Genomic DNA, 13,458 nt, shown 5'->3' on the forward strand with positions numbered 1-13,458 from the left:
TGCTATAATCACGCTTATGATAAGGGTTTTATTTTTATTTTTATTAAGTATAACTTATACATTTTCTTTTGAAATTATTGTTAATAAAGGGGAAGAACACAAGCGCCCCTTTACACTTTTGCATTTAAAAGATAATAAAGATTTTACCTGTAAAAATGTTTTTGAATTTGAAAAGACCCATTTTGAATGTAATGTTTTGGGTGTTAGCAATATGCAATTTCAAAATAAAGAGTTTGATGATTTTACAATTTATTTTGAAAAGCACCAAACCTTTTTGACAATCAAAATCTATCCTAAAATTTTAGCTAAGATGTTTAATTATTCCCAAGATATTTTTAATGCAAAAGAAATTCAAAGTCAAAGTGGAGATACTTCTAAGCATTTTGTATTTATTTTTACTAAAGATTTAAGATATTACAAACCTAGCGATGGACTCGATTTTGATATTTATTTTGATGATGGATTAATGCCCTTTATTGGAGCTTTAGATTTAAATTCTAACCCTATGGAAACTTCTAAAAGCGCAGATTTTAACGCTTATTTTAGTATAAAACAAGAATATGAAGCAAAAAAATATGATCAAGTATTAAGAGATACTGTTAATGCTATTAAGCGTTATCAAGGTAGTGTATTTATGAATGAATTTGAGCTTTATAAATTAAGAGCACAAAATAAACTTTATACTTATGAACTTGATAAAGACCAAGTAATTTTAGAACAAATGTTAGATGATGCTAAAAGATGGGTAAGAACTTATATTAACGATAAAGATTATACAGAAGTGATGTATATTATGATGAGAGTTTATATGGGTTTATCACAAAGATCAAATGTTGAATATATTATAGATACTTTAAATACTGAGCATAAAGGCGATAAATACACTATAATGGCTTTGCTTGATTATGCAGATTATTTATATCATTTAGGTAAGAAAAATACCGCAAATAATATTTATCAAGATGTGTATTATTCTACTCCAAATGCAGATTTAGCCAGTAGGGCTGCTTTATTTTTATCAAAAAATTATTTAGAAACTCAAAATACAAAAGAAGCCAAAGAATTAGCAAATAAAATTTTAGAATCAAATCCTGAATTTTTCATGAGTGATTTAGAAAATTCTTTATCCTTAGCTAAAGCTTTTGCTAATAATAGGGTTCATGATTTAAGTTCTAAAATTTATGAGTATATTTTTACGCATTTAACTAAGGTAGATAAAGAATATGAAAAAGTATTAAAAGATCTTGCTTTGGCCTTATTAAATGCAAATGAGCATACCAAGGCTCAAAAATATTTAGATCTTTATGCAGAAGATTTTCCTTTGGGTGAATATGTAAGTTTAATCAAAGAAGCGCAAGATAAAAACTTTTTATATTTAAAAGATGCTAATGCAAGTTTTTTACATCAAAGATATGAAGAAATTATGAAAAAATACGCTGGAGAAATTTCTAGTAAGGCATTGTTTGATAATGTAAAATTGTATTTTCAAGAAAAAAATTATGAAAAAGTTGTAAGTTATCAAAAAGATATTGAAAAATACTCTAATAAAGAAGTTAAAAATCTTTTAGAGCAAGCTGCTGTTTTAGTTTTAGAGCAAAAATTAAAAAATGATGAATGTTTAGCTGCTGTGAAAATATATGATGATTTTAAAGCTTATAATGTAGGGGGTAAAATACAAAATAAAAAGCAAATGCTTGAATGTTTTAAACGCACAACGCGCATAGAAGAAGCTAAAAAATACATAGTGGAAAATGAAAATGATGATATTATCTTTTATAAGCTTCAAAGTGCTGATTTAGCTCTTAAAGATAAGCGTTATAGCTTTGTTATAAAAACAATTAACGATATTTTAAACACAAGAACGATTATTAGTGATAATGAAAAATTTGAAGCAAATTATATTAAATTTTTTGCTGAGCTTAGATTACAAGATTATAATGCTATGATAAGAACTTTACAAAAATTAGAGCAATTTCCTATGAATTATCGTATGGTAGAGCTATATTATGAGTTTTTGCGTTATTGTGAAAAAAATAATTTTCTAACCAGCATTTTAACTTATGCTCCAAAGGCTATTGACTATCAAAATTTAAAAGGGGTGAATCTTTTTAGTCCTGATTTAGAATTTATCTATATCAAAGCCTTAAAACAAAACAATCAAGCCCAACAAGCCTTAACTTTGTTTAAAGACTTACTTGCTAATCCTTTAAAAGATGATGAGCGCGCAAGAGCTTTTTATATGCAAAGTAATATTTATGAAGATTTAAAAGATGTACAAAATCAAAAGCAAAGTTTGCAAAATTGTATAGATATTAATGCAACAAGCAATTGGCAAAATTTATGTAAAGATAAATTAAATGTCTTAAATACTCAGCCTTGATATTTTTTTAAAATATAAGCTTTTAGATTTTCATAAGCGTTTTGAAAAACTAAAATTTCTTTATTGAATTTTTTATTAAAAGTTCTTTGTCTTTTAGCAAGTTGTCTTGTGTGGATGATGATGAGCTCTTCAAGCTCATTTAAATTTATTTTTTTATCTAAAAACTCTTTGCATTCTTTTAAACCTATGGAATTTAGTGCTTTTAAATGATGATCATAATTATCAAATAACATTTTAGCTTCATCTATTAAGCCCTCATTTAGCATATTTTTAGTGCGCTTAATAATGCGTTTTTCTAAAAGATCTTTTTGCCAAGAAATTTCAAAAATATCAAGTTTTTTAATCAAAGCTTCTTGTTTTGTTTCTTTTAAAACTTCACTTGGAATTTTATTAGTTTGCTCATAAATTCCAAGCCATTTTTTCAAACGATAAGTATCATTTTTTTCTATTTTTGCTTGTGGATCAATTTTTATCATTAAATGATAAATTTCATCATTGCTTAGCGTGCTTTGGCTTTCTTTAAAATTTTCGCTCAAACCATCCATTAAAGCTTTTAGATAAAAACTAGTTCCGCCTGTGATGATAAGTATTTGATTGTTTTTTTGAGCAAAGGCTTTTGCTTTTTTGTATTCTTCAAAAAACAAAGCGATGTTAAAATGCTCATTGACATTTAATAAATTTATGCCAAAATAATCAAGCTCATCTAGGGTTTTTTGCTCTGTTTTTGCTGAAGCGATGTTGATTTGTTTATACACGCAAAGACTATCAAGGCTTAAAATACTTGCATTAAATTCATAAGCTAGTTTATTAGCAAGTTCTGTTTTGCCACTTGCAGTAGTTCCAATGAGTGCAAATTCAAAAAACATCGTAAAAATATCCTAAATTTAAAATTATTTTAGTAAAATCATAACAAAAATATATTATAAAGAGAAAAAATGCCTATATTAAAAGAAAAATTAAAAGATATTTTAGATTTGATAGTTTTTAAGCATTCTATTTTTGCTCTACCTTTTTTATTTACTTCAATGATTGTAGCTTCTGTTATTTTAAATGATAGTACTTGGTTTGGCTTTAAGGCTTTATTTTTGGGTATTATTTGTGCAGTGAGTGCAAGAAATTTTGCAATGGCAATCAATCGTTTGATGGATGAAGACATTGATAAAAACAATCCAAGATGTGCAAATAGACCTAATATCGATGGTCGTATAGGTAAAACTAGCATTTTACTTTTTATTATTTTAAATGCTATTATTTTTGTTTTGGCAAGTTATTTTATCAACAAACTAGCCTTTGCTCTTTCTTTGCCGGTATTGTTTATTTTAGCTATTTATTCAGCCTTTAAAAGATTTTCATCCCTAGCGCATTTAGTATTAGGATTTTGCTTAGGACTTGCTCCTATTGCAGGTAGCATTGTAGTTTTGGGAAGTATTGAAATTTATAGTGTTATTTTGTGTTTGGGTGTTACTTTTTGGACAGCTGGTTTTGATTTACTTTATGCTTTGCAAGATATGGAGTATGATAAAAAGACAGGCTTGCACTCTATACCTGCTAAATTTGGGCTTGAAGCAACCTTGTTCATCTCAGCATTTTGTCATGTTTTAGCAGTGCTTTTTTGGTTTTTATTTGTTTGGGTAGCTCCAACAGGAAATATTGCATTTTTAGGTGTGATTGTTAGTGCTGTTATTTTATTTTTTGAGCACCGCATTGTTAGAAAGAATTTTGCAAAAATTGACAAAGCATTTTTTACTTTAAATGGGTATTTAAGTATAGTCTTTTTTATTTTTATATGGGTTGATCTTTTATGGAGATGAAATTTTTTAAAAGCTCTTTGGAATTAGAATTTGAAGAGAGCAAAGAAAGATATGAAGAGTTTTTGCAAGAATATGTTTCAAGTAATAATTATGTCAATTTAAGCAAATGGAAAAAGCTTGCTTCAAGGGTAGAATTTAGCGAGGGTGAGCAGTTGATTTTTGATTTGCTTATGGATTTAAAGCAAGAATTGTATTTGATAAAAAATGATATTAATAAAACAAAATTATTTGTTAATTTAAAATATAAATCTTTTGTGATTGGGGTAAATTTTACACATATTCAATTTAAAGATAGGTGTTTAATGCAAGATGAAGATTATTATGCTAGATTTAATTTAAATGGTCAAAAAATTAGTATTTTTTTTAAAGCATTAAATGAGAATGAAGCAAAAATCACGCAAATAAAAGCAGAAGATGAGCTTGTGTATGATAATTTTGTAGCAAATATGCAAAGAGCAATGATTAAAATTTTAAAGGAGCAAGAAAATGGATAGTGATTTATTATTGTGGCTAGTTGTAGCTTTATTAATTTTTGCTATGTTTGCTTATATGATGATTAAAGAAAAAGAAAGTATTGTTAAGATTAATGAGCTTGGTAAAATGATAGAAGATTTAAATAAACAATATCATTATTTAAAAAAAGAAAGTTTAGATGAGCAAGAGCAAGAAAAAGAAGAAATAGACACTGAAGCCATAAGAGAAGAATTAAAAGAAGAGCTTTTGCAGGTGCTAGAACAAAAAATCAATCAAAATATTATTCCTATTTTAAGTGCTTTAAAAGAAGTGGAAGAAGTAATTGAAGAATTTCAAAGTGAGCAAAAAAATCGTTTATTAAATTTAGAACAAAAAACTCAAAGTATTACAAAATTAAGCCCAAGTTATGATAATGAAGAGCAAAAGGTAATAGAGCTTTTTAATCAAAAAAAATCTATTGAGCAAATTGCCAAAGATTTGCGTATAGGTATGGGCAGAGTTGAGCTTATTTTAAAATTTAATAAATTATTATAAAGGCCTTTGATGTTAGTAGATAGCTATGGAAGAGTGATTGATTATTTAAGAATTTCAGTAACACAAAGATGTAATTTTCGTTGCCTTTATTGTATGCCAAAAACTCCATTTGAATGGAGTGCTAAGGAAAATCTTTTGTCATTTGAAGAACTTTTTATGTTTGTTAAGGTTTGTATTGATGAAGGAGTTAAAAAAATTCGTATTACAGGTGGTGAGCCTTTAGTAAGAAAAGATTTGCATAAATTTATTGCTATGATTAGTGAGTATAAGCAAGATATAGACTTAGCGCTTACTACTAATGCTTCTTTATTAAAACAACAAGCAAAAGACTTAAAACAAGCAGGCTTAAAAAGAATTAATATTTCTTTAGATACCTTAAAAGAAGAAGTGGCTTTTAAATTAGCCCAAAAAAATATACTTAAAGATGTGTTAAATGGTATTAATGAGGCTTTAGAATTAGGTTTTAATATTAAATTTAACACCGTAGCTCTTAAAGGGATTAATGATAGTGAATTTATCGATCTTTTAGAATTTGCCAAAGCACGCAAAAGCCAAATTCGCTTTATAGAATTTATGGAAAATTACCATGCTTATGGAGATTTAAAAGGCTTAAAATCAGCAGAAATTTTAAATATTATTGCTCAAAAATATTCTTTTAAACAAGGACAAAAAAGTCCAAATGCACCTGCGACTATTTATGAGCTTGAAGATGGGTATGAGTTTGGTATTATTGATCCACATAGCCATGATTTTTGTGATAGTTGTAACCGTATAAGACTTTCAGCTGAAGGGCTTTTAATACCTTGTTTGTATTATGATGAGGCTTTAAGCATTAAAAAGGCTATACGCAATAAAGACATAGTAGGAGCATGTGAAGTTTTAAAAACCGTGATAAAAAACAAATCAGAAAAAAATAGATGGGCAGAAAATGAGGCTAATCAAAGTTCTACAAGAGCCTTTTATCAAACAGGTGGATAATGGAAGTTGTTGAAACTTTTTTAAGCTTGCAAGGTGAGGGAAAATACAGCGGAAATTTAGCTATATTTGTAAGGTTTGCTGGGTGTAATTTTAACTGCGTAGGCTTTGGGGTAAAAAAAGAAAAAGATTCTAAAATACTTTTGGGCTGTGATACTATAAGAGCTGTTTTTACCAAAGAATTTAAAACTTGTTATAAAACATATACTTCAACAAAGCTTTTTGATGAGGTTTTAAAACTAGCAAATTCACGCAAAGCTATAGTTGTCATTACAGGTGGTGAGCCTTTGTTAAATTATCAAAATAAAGATTTTTTGTGTTTTATAAATTTACTTTTAGAAAATGACTTTAAAGTGCATTTTGAAACAAATGCAAGTATTGAAATTGACTTTGAAAAATACCCTTTGTATAAAAAATGCTATTTTGCTTTAGGTGTAAAGCTTAGCAATAGTGGGGTTAAAAAAGAAAAAAGGATTAATGAAAAAGCCTTAAAAGCTTTTAAATACTACGCTAAGGATAGCTTTTACAAATTTGTTCTAGATAAGGATTTTTTACAAGAAAATAAAGCCTTAGGCGAAATCAATGAAATTTTACAAATTTGTGAAAATGAGGTGTTTTGTATGCCTATGGGGTCAAATGAAGAAGAAATTTCTAAAAATGCCTTAAGTGTTGCTGAATTTTGTATAAAAAATGGATATAATTACTCTGATAGATTGCATATTAGAATTTGGGGAGATAAAGAAGGCGTATGATTATTAGAAAAATGTTTGAATTTGAAAATGCTCATATTGTTAGATTTTGTAGCTCCAAGCGATGTAAAACAAGCATACATGGCCATTCTTATAAGGTAGAAATTTTACTTGAGAGTAAATACCTTGACAATGCTGGAATGGTGTATGATTTTGGCTTGTTAAAAGATGAGATAAAACAAATTATTGATAGTTTTGATCATGCTATTACACTTTTTAAAGATGATGATAAAGTTTATTTAGAAGATATGAAAAAACATTCACAAAGATGGGTGAGTTTGCCTGTGAATGTAAGTGCAGAAAATTTTGTACGCATATTTTTTGTGCTGATTGATACCTTGCTTTTAAAGACTAAGATGGTCAATGGTGAGCAAGGTGTAAGTTTAAAAAGTATTATTGTGCATGAAACAAGAACAGGCTACGCACAAGGTTTTAGAGAAGATGCTTATAGTGAGTTTTTACCAAAGATTAATCTAGCAGATATTGAATTTTCACAAGCTATAAGCGATGAATGGAAAGATAAAGATTTTTTTAAAAAACTTCAAGATTCAAATTTTGTTTTTGTCAATCAAAAGGAGGTATGATGAAAAAGGTTTTATTGATTGTGCCATTATTGCTTTTTATAGCTTGTTCAAGCCAAGAAAATACAACCACAAAAAAAGAAGTGCAAACTGAGCAAGTTCAAATTGAGCAAAGTGATTCTAATGTTATTATAGATGATGAAACGCTTCCTATACCCGTAGATGATGATATCAAAGATGAAAATAGCACACAAGGACAGTGATGGATCAAAGTTATGAGTTTTTTTTAGCATTGCATGTGTATAGCCTATATGCAAATGGCTTTTTAATGTTGTTTTATTTGTATTTAACTCAAAGTAGTTTTTCGCAAGAGTTTATTTTTATAAAAAGAATTCGCCTATTTTTGCCAATTTATTATTTATTTTTAGCAATTACACTTTTTACAGGAAGTTTGCTTTGGGCTTTAAAGCATTTTGAGCTAAATCTCTATATACTTTCTATGTGGTTTTGTTGGATTTTGATTTTTGCTTTGGCTATTTATCAATTTGTTTTATTTAAAAAAGCAAGATTGTTTAAGCGTTATGCTAAATTTAGATTTTTAAGCTTTTTTATTTTGTGTTTGGGAATATTTTTACTTTTTGTGCCTTATTTGCTTCAAAGGTTTTATTTTTAATGCGATTTTTATATCACCCACAAAGCGGTGCTTTAAATTTAGAGCTAGAAAATGAAGCTTTTTTACACTTAAAAGCTAGAAGAATTAAAGTAGGTGATAAAATCATATTAAAAAATTTAAAAGATTTTTTTGCTTATACTTATGAATGTATAGAGTTTTCTAGACGCTCTTGCGTATTAAATTTACTTGATAAAAAAGAAGAAAAACAAGAATTAAAAATGCATTTGCATTTAGCTTTAGCGGTGATTGATCCAAAGATTATAGAAAAAACCTTGCCTTTTTTAAACGAGCTTGGAGTGGCAAAGCTTTCTTTTGTGTATATGGATTACTCACAAAAAAATTTTAAGTTAGATTTTAAAAGAATGGAAAAAATTCTTATAGAATCATCCCAACAATGCGGTCGCGCTTCTTTAATGGAGCTTGAAAGTTTTGATGATTTTAAAAAAATTCAACAAGCTTATGAAAATATTGTTTTAATAGATTTTGAAGGTGAAGATTTGACGAGTTTTGAACCTAGTGAGCATGTGTTTTTAATAGGCGCTGAAGGTGGATTTTCGCAAAAAGAAAGAGAAGAGAATGTAAAAAAAGCAAAATTACAAGCTAATTTCATACTCAAAGCGCAAACAGCTTTAATAGGGGTTGCTTCAAAATTCATAATTTAAAAACACGCTTAAATTTAGCTATTTTTTATATAAAAATCTATATAATTACGCCTTAATGTTTTGAAAAAGGATAAACAATGAAAAAAGAAATTCATCCAGAATATGTAGAATGCAAAGTTAGTTGTGCTTGTGGAAATTCTTTTACTACTAAGTCAAATAAACCAGAAATTAAAGTTGATATTTGCTCAAGTTGTCATCCGTTTTTTACAGGTAGTGAAAAAATCGTAGATGCTGCGGGTCGTGTAGAGAAATTTAAGAAAAAATACGCAATGCAATAATGTTATATTTTATTCCTACACCCATAGGAAATTTAAACGATATTTCTTTTCATTCTTTAGAAATTTTACAAAAATGCAAACTCTTTTTATGTGAAGATACGAGAGTTTGCAAATCTTTAGTCCATCTTCTTAATGAAAAATTTAATTTAGAAATAAAACCTGATAAATATCTAGCCTTGCATACTCATAACGAAAAAGATTTTTTAGCAAAAATAGATGGTGATTTTTTTGAACAAGATATTGCATATTTAAGTGATGCGGGTATGCCAGGTATTAGCGATCCGGGGCAATTTTTAATTGAATATGTCATTAAAAATAATATTGATTATGAAGTCTTAGCAGGGTCAAATGCTGCTTTACTTGCATTAGTTTCAAGTGCATTTTGTAAAAAAGAATTTATTTTTATGGGTTTTTTGACTAATAAAAATCCTCAAAGACAAAAAGATATTGAAAATTTAATGCTTAATCCTTATCCTAGTATAGTTTATGAAGCACCCACTAGAATACTTAATTTAGTAGAAGAAATTAGTAAAATTGATCCTTTAAGAGAAATTTTTATCATAAAAGAAGCAACAAAGAAATTTGAAACCAAATTTAGAGCAGGAGCCTTAGAGGTTTTAGAAAAATTAAAAACAATGGATTTGCGCGGTGAATGGTGTGTAGTCATAAGTGCTAAAGAAAAGCAATTTCACCAAAATACCTTGTGTGAACAAGATATTTATGAACTTGATTTGCCTTTAAAAACAAAGGCAAAACTTCTTTCAAAAATCAATGCAAAATCTCCAAAAGAAAATTATCAAAAACTGCTTTTAAGTTGAATTTGGTTATTATTTAAAAATGATAGTTTATGGTAAGCAAGTGTTTTTTTATATTTTAGAAAAGCACAAAGAAAAAATTAAAGAAATTTATTTAGCAAAAGAATGTGAAAAAGCTGATTTTTCAAAAATAGCAAAAGTTTCAAAAAAAATTAAAAAGCTTGATTTTAAAACCGCACAAAGCTTAGCAAGAGGTGGAAATCATCAAGGTTTTTTAATGGAAATTGATGAGTTTGAATTTAGCTCTTTTGAAAGTTTAAAAGAAAAAGATTTTATAGTTATTTTATATAATATTAGTGATGTTGGAAATATCGGAGCTATCGTGCGTAGTGCTTATGCTTTGGGTGCTGATGGGGTTATTTTGGTAGCTAAAAGTGTAGCTATAGATGGAGTAATCCGTGCAAGCAGTGGGGCAGCTTTAGATATGAAAATAGTCTTAAATGATGATATTTTAAGCATGATAAATGAATTAAAACAAAAAGGTTTTTATATCTATGCTAGTGCAAGCGGAGGTAGTGATATACATACTATCAAGGCCAAAGATAAAAAAGTTTTGATTATGGGAAGTGAAGGTTTTGGCATAGCGCCAAAGGTGCTTAAAAAATGCGATGAGTGCGTAGGTATAAAAATGCATAATGATTTTGATAGTTTAAATGTAAGTGCAGCATTTGCAATACTTTGCGATAGGATGAAAAATGGATAGTTGGAAAAAATTAGAAGATTTAAATTTGTTAGAAGTTCAAAAAAGAACACAAATAGAAATAGCTTGTCTTGAATATATCATTAAAAAAGATTTTAAGTCTTTATCTCGCTTTAATGTAAATGGCTTTATTAAAATTTTACAAAGAGAGTATGAGCTTGATTTTTCTAATTTTTTAGAAGAATATCATGCTTATTTAGAGGAAAATGGTATTGAGAAAAAAAATCATGTGCATATTTCACCTAGAATGAACTCATATACCAAAGAAAGTTCGAGTGTATGGTATATTGTAATTATAGTAGTAGTGCTTTTGATAGTGGCTTTAGCTTGGGGTGTTTCAAGATTTTTCCAAAGTTCTGTACTAGATGAGAATACTACTAACGTATTAAATCAAGAGCAGGTTGTTTTAGAAGAAAAAGTTGATGAAAACGAAACTCCGGTTGTTAATTTTTTTGCTGATGATGTTATAGAAAATAATGAAGCAAATACAACTATTTTAGAGCCAATAGATGAGAGTAATAGTACTATAGAAGAAACATTAGAGGATAATGCTAGTTTAAATATGCCTGAAGAAAATATGGTTTTGCTTAAAGAAAGTATTATAAAACCAAGCGCAGAGCTTTGGCTTGGTATGGTGGATTTAAAAACTTTTAGAAAAAGTTCTTTAACTATTAAAAACGATTATGTTTTATCTTTGGATAAAGATATGTTAATTACTACAGGTCATGCTGCTTTTAGTTTGAATGATGAAAATAACAATACTTTAGAGTTTAAAAATGGTGTGTCTAAGTTTTTAATGGTTAAAGATGGTAAAATCAAACAAATTACAAAAGCTGAGTTTATAAAAGAAAATAGAGGAAAATTATGGTAAGAATTTTAATATTTTCCATTTTTTTTACTCTTAATGCTTTTGCACTAAGTGCTTTAGAAGTTGCTAAGCATATCGTTAATGATAATTCTAAAGATGCAAAATTAGAGCTTTTATTTGCAAGGAATGACTATAAAGATGAACGCGGAAATGTAGATATTTATACTATTTCTCAAATTTTAAAAACCAATTCTTTAGCAAATTTCATACTAAGTGAGCCAAAAACCCTAACTTTTAGTTTTAAAGCTCAAGCTGATTCTGTTTTATTTTTTAAAACGATTAATGATACTTTAAACGAGTTAGGCTATGTGTATTTTATACCAACTGAGTTAATTTTAAGAGAAAATTATATCACTTATAAATTAGCTGTAGATTCTCAATACATGCTTGATCCGGGAGTTTTTTATAAGGCTTTATTAGGAAGTTCTGTTTTTATTAAAGACATTTCTAAAATTTCAGAGCTAAATTATGAATATGAGCTAGATTTTTCAAAAGCAAAACCCAAAGTTAATACTCAAATTCCGCTAAATACTATTACTCAATTAAATAAACCTTTAAGGGAATATATTATTGATTTGCAAGGTGCAAAAAGTATGGAGCTTAGCGCGCACAATCTTGATTCTTGGTTTTGTAAAATTCAGTTTTTAGATAAAAATTTAAATTTTATACAAGGTGTAGAAAATACACATAAGCAAAATGAAGTAAATGTAAATATACCATTGGGTGCAAAATATGCTATTATAGGGGATATGTTTAGCCTTGATAATATAAAAAGGGGTTTAAAAATTTACTTAAGACGCTAAAAGGACGGACGATGTTTGAAGAAATTCATTTTAATACCATAGAAAGACTTCCAAATTATGTTTTTGCTGAAGTTAATGCGATTAAAATGGCAGCAAGAAGGGCAGGGGAGGATATAATAGATTTTTCTATGGGAAATCCTGATGGCAAAACTCCTCAACATATTATAGACAAGCTTTGCGAAAGTGCAAACAAAGACAAAACTTCAGGGTATTCTGCTTCGAGTGGAATTTATAAACTAAGACTTGCAATTTGTAATTGGTATAAAAGAAAATACGATGTTGATTTAGATCCTGAAAGTGAAGTAGTTGCAACGATGGGCTCTAAAGAGGGCTTTGTGAATTTAGCAAGAGCTGTTATTAATCCAGGAGATGTAGCTATTGTGCCTACACCTGCTTATCCTATACATACTCAAGCTTTTATCATAGCAGGTGGTAATGTAGCAACTATGAATTTTGATTTTAATGAAAATTATGAATTAAACGAAAATACTTTTTTTGAAAATTTACAAAAAACATTACATGAAAGCATTCCGCGTCCAAAATATGTAGTAGTAAATTTTCCGCATAATCCTACAACGGTTACAGTGGAAAAAAGTTTTTATGAGAGATTAGTTACTATAGCAAAAAAAGAAAGATTTTATATTATTTCTGATATTGCTTATGCAGATTTAACTTTTGGTTCTTATAAAACTCCTTCTATTTTTGAAGTTGAAGGTGCTAAAGATGTGGCTGTAGAGACTTATACACTTTCAAAGTCTTACAACATGGCAGGTTGGCGTGTGGGTTTTGTGGTGGGCAATAAACGCTTAATTGTTGCTTTGAAAAAGATAAAATCTTGGTTTGATTATGGTATGTATACTCCTATACAAGTTGCTGCTACTATAGCTTTAGATGGAGATCAAACTTGTGTTGAAGAGATTAAAGCAACTTACGCAAGAAGATTAGAAGTCTTGCTTGATTCGTTTTTTCAAGCAGGATGGGAGCTAAAAAAACCTAATGCAAGTATGTTTGTTTGGGCAAAACTCCCTCAAAGTAAGGCTCATCTTGGTAGTATGGAATTTTCGAAACAGCTTTTGCAAAAAGCAAATGTAGCAGTAAGCCCTGGAGTTGGCTTTGGCGAAGCGGGCAATGAGTATGTTAGAATAGCTTTAATAGAAAATGAAAACCGTATTCGTCAAGCAGCAAGAAATATAAAAAAATATTTAAGAGAATAAA

17 protein-coding genes are annotated in these 13,458 nt (G+C 28.4%); 16 read left to right on the forward strand and 1 reads right to left on the reverse strand.

The features are described from left to right. Window positions 1-16 precede the first annotated feature (16 nt). On the forward strand, window positions 17-2,380 hold the full coding sequence (locus L8W68_RS02875; protein ID WP_263674942.1) for a tetratricopeptide repeat protein: 2,364 nt from the start codon (window positions 17-19) through the stop codon (window positions 2,378-2,380). On the opposite strand, the gene miaA is transcribed toward L8W68_RS02875, so the two are convergent. Next, window positions 2,371-3,246: a tRNA (adenosine(37)-N6)-dimethylallyltransferase MiaA gene (miaA, locus tag L8W68_RS02880; RefSeq protein WP_263674943.1), complete on the reverse strand. Its 876-nt coding sequence runs from the start codon at window positions 3,244-3,246 to the stop codon at window positions 2,371-2,373. The genes L8W68_RS02875 and miaA overlap by 10 nt on opposite strands. A gap of 69 nt (window positions 3,247-3,315) precedes the next feature. Between miaA and mqnP the strand changes: the two genes are divergently transcribed. From mqnP to L8W68_RS02955, 15 genes are all read left to right on the forward strand, one after another. Continuing rightward, window positions 3,316-4,191, forward strand: a complete 876-nt coding sequence (gene mqnP / locus L8W68_RS02885) for a menaquinone biosynthesis prenyltransferase MqnP (protein ID WP_263674944.1) — start codon at window positions 3,316-3,318, stop codon at window positions 4,189-4,191. Next, window positions 4,188-4,685 carry a hypothetical protein gene (locus tag L8W68_RS02890; RefSeq protein ID WP_263659526.1) on the forward strand — a complete coding sequence of 166 codons (498 nt, stop codon included), beginning with the start codon at window positions 4,188-4,190 and terminating at the stop codon, window positions 4,683-4,685. The genes mqnP and L8W68_RS02890 overlap by 4 nt, the downstream gene beginning before the upstream one ends. Further along, window positions 4,678-5,199: a DUF6115 domain-containing protein gene (locus tag L8W68_RS02895; RefSeq protein WP_133319486.1), complete on the forward strand. Its 522-nt coding sequence runs from the start codon at window positions 4,678-4,680 to the stop codon at window positions 5,197-5,199. The genes L8W68_RS02890 and L8W68_RS02895 overlap by 8 nt, the downstream gene beginning before the upstream one ends. A gap of 9 nt (window positions 5,200-5,208) precedes the next feature. Continuing rightward, a complete protein-coding gene (moaA, locus tag L8W68_RS02900) occupies window positions 5,209-6,177 on the forward strand; it encodes a GTP 3',8-cyclase MoaA (RefSeq protein WP_263674945.1) in 969 nt (322 codons plus the stop codon). Continuing rightward, window positions 6,177-6,926 carry a 7-carboxy-7-deazaguanine synthase QueE gene (locus tag L8W68_RS02905; protein WP_263674946.1) on the forward strand — a complete coding sequence of 250 codons (750 nt, stop codon included), beginning with the start codon at window positions 6,177-6,179 and terminating at the stop codon, window positions 6,924-6,926. The genes moaA and L8W68_RS02905 overlap by 1 nt, the downstream gene beginning before the upstream one ends. Then, window positions 6,923-7,507: a 6-pyruvoyl trahydropterin synthase family protein gene (locus tag L8W68_RS02910; RefSeq protein ID WP_263674947.1), complete on the forward strand. Its 585-nt coding sequence runs from the start codon at window positions 6,923-6,925 to the stop codon at window positions 7,505-7,507. The genes L8W68_RS02905 and L8W68_RS02910 overlap by 4 nt, the downstream gene beginning before the upstream one ends. Beyond that, a complete protein-coding gene (locus L8W68_RS02915; protein ID WP_263674948.1) occupies window positions 7,507-7,707 on the forward strand; it encodes a hypothetical protein in 201 nt (66 codons plus the stop codon). The genes L8W68_RS02910 and L8W68_RS02915 overlap by 1 nt, the downstream gene beginning before the upstream one ends. Next, window positions 7,707-8,117 carry a hypothetical protein gene (locus L8W68_RS02920; RefSeq protein WP_214099233.1) on the forward strand — a complete coding sequence of 137 codons (411 nt, stop codon included), beginning with the start codon at window positions 7,707-7,709 and terminating at the stop codon, window positions 8,115-8,117. The genes L8W68_RS02915 and L8W68_RS02920 overlap by 1 nt, the downstream gene beginning before the upstream one ends. Continuing rightward, complete coding sequence (locus tag L8W68_RS02925; protein WP_263674949.1) at window positions 8,117-8,779, forward strand: 16S rRNA (uracil(1498)-N(3))-methyltransferase; 663 nt, start codon at window positions 8,117-8,119, stop codon at window positions 8,777-8,779. The genes L8W68_RS02920 and L8W68_RS02925 overlap by 1 nt, the downstream gene beginning before the upstream one ends. Window positions 8,780-8,856: 77 nt before the next feature. Next, window positions 8,857-9,057, forward strand: a complete 201-nt coding sequence (gene rpmE / locus L8W68_RS02930) for a 50S ribosomal protein L31 (RefSeq protein ID WP_012662118.1) — start codon at window positions 8,857-8,859, stop codon at window positions 9,055-9,057. Then, a complete protein-coding gene (gene rsmI / locus L8W68_RS02935) occupies window positions 9,057-9,875 on the forward strand; it encodes a 16S rRNA (cytidine(1402)-2'-O)-methyltransferase (protein WP_263674950.1) in 819 nt (272 codons plus the stop codon). Before rpmE ends, rsmI begins: the two co-directional genes overlap by 1 nt. A gap of 19 nt (window positions 9,876-9,894) precedes the next feature. Continuing rightward, window positions 9,895-10,575 (forward strand): 23S rRNA (guanosine(2251)-2'-O)-methyltransferase RlmB, encoded by a 681-nt coding sequence (gene rlmB, locus L8W68_RS02940; RefSeq protein ID WP_263674951.1) that lies wholly within the window; start codon window positions 9,895-9,897, stop codon window positions 10,573-10,575. Further along, window positions 10,568-11,443 (forward strand): hypothetical protein, encoded by an 876-nt coding sequence (locus L8W68_RS02945; protein ID WP_263674952.1) that lies wholly within the window; start codon window positions 10,568-10,570, stop codon window positions 11,441-11,443. Before rlmB ends, L8W68_RS02945 begins: the two co-directional genes overlap by 8 nt. Continuing rightward, window positions 11,437-12,243 (forward strand): hypothetical protein, encoded by an 807-nt coding sequence (locus L8W68_RS02950; RefSeq protein ID WP_263674953.1) that lies wholly within the window; start codon window positions 11,437-11,439, stop codon window positions 12,241-12,243. Before L8W68_RS02945 ends, L8W68_RS02950 begins: the two co-directional genes overlap by 7 nt. 11 nt (window positions 12,244-12,254) lie before the next feature. Continuing rightward, a complete protein-coding gene (locus L8W68_RS02955; protein ID WP_263674954.1) occupies window positions 12,255-13,457 on the forward strand; it encodes an LL-diaminopimelate aminotransferase in 1,203 nt (400 codons plus the stop codon). The last annotated feature ends 1 nt before the right edge of the window (window position 13,458 follow it).

Origin of the sequence: Campylobacter sp. FU_497 (assembly GCF_025772425.1) — a bacterium.
In the GTDB taxonomy this organism is placed as follows: Bacteria; Campylobacterota; Campylobacteria; order Campylobacterales; family Campylobacteraceae; genus Campylobacter_D; species Campylobacter_D lari_C.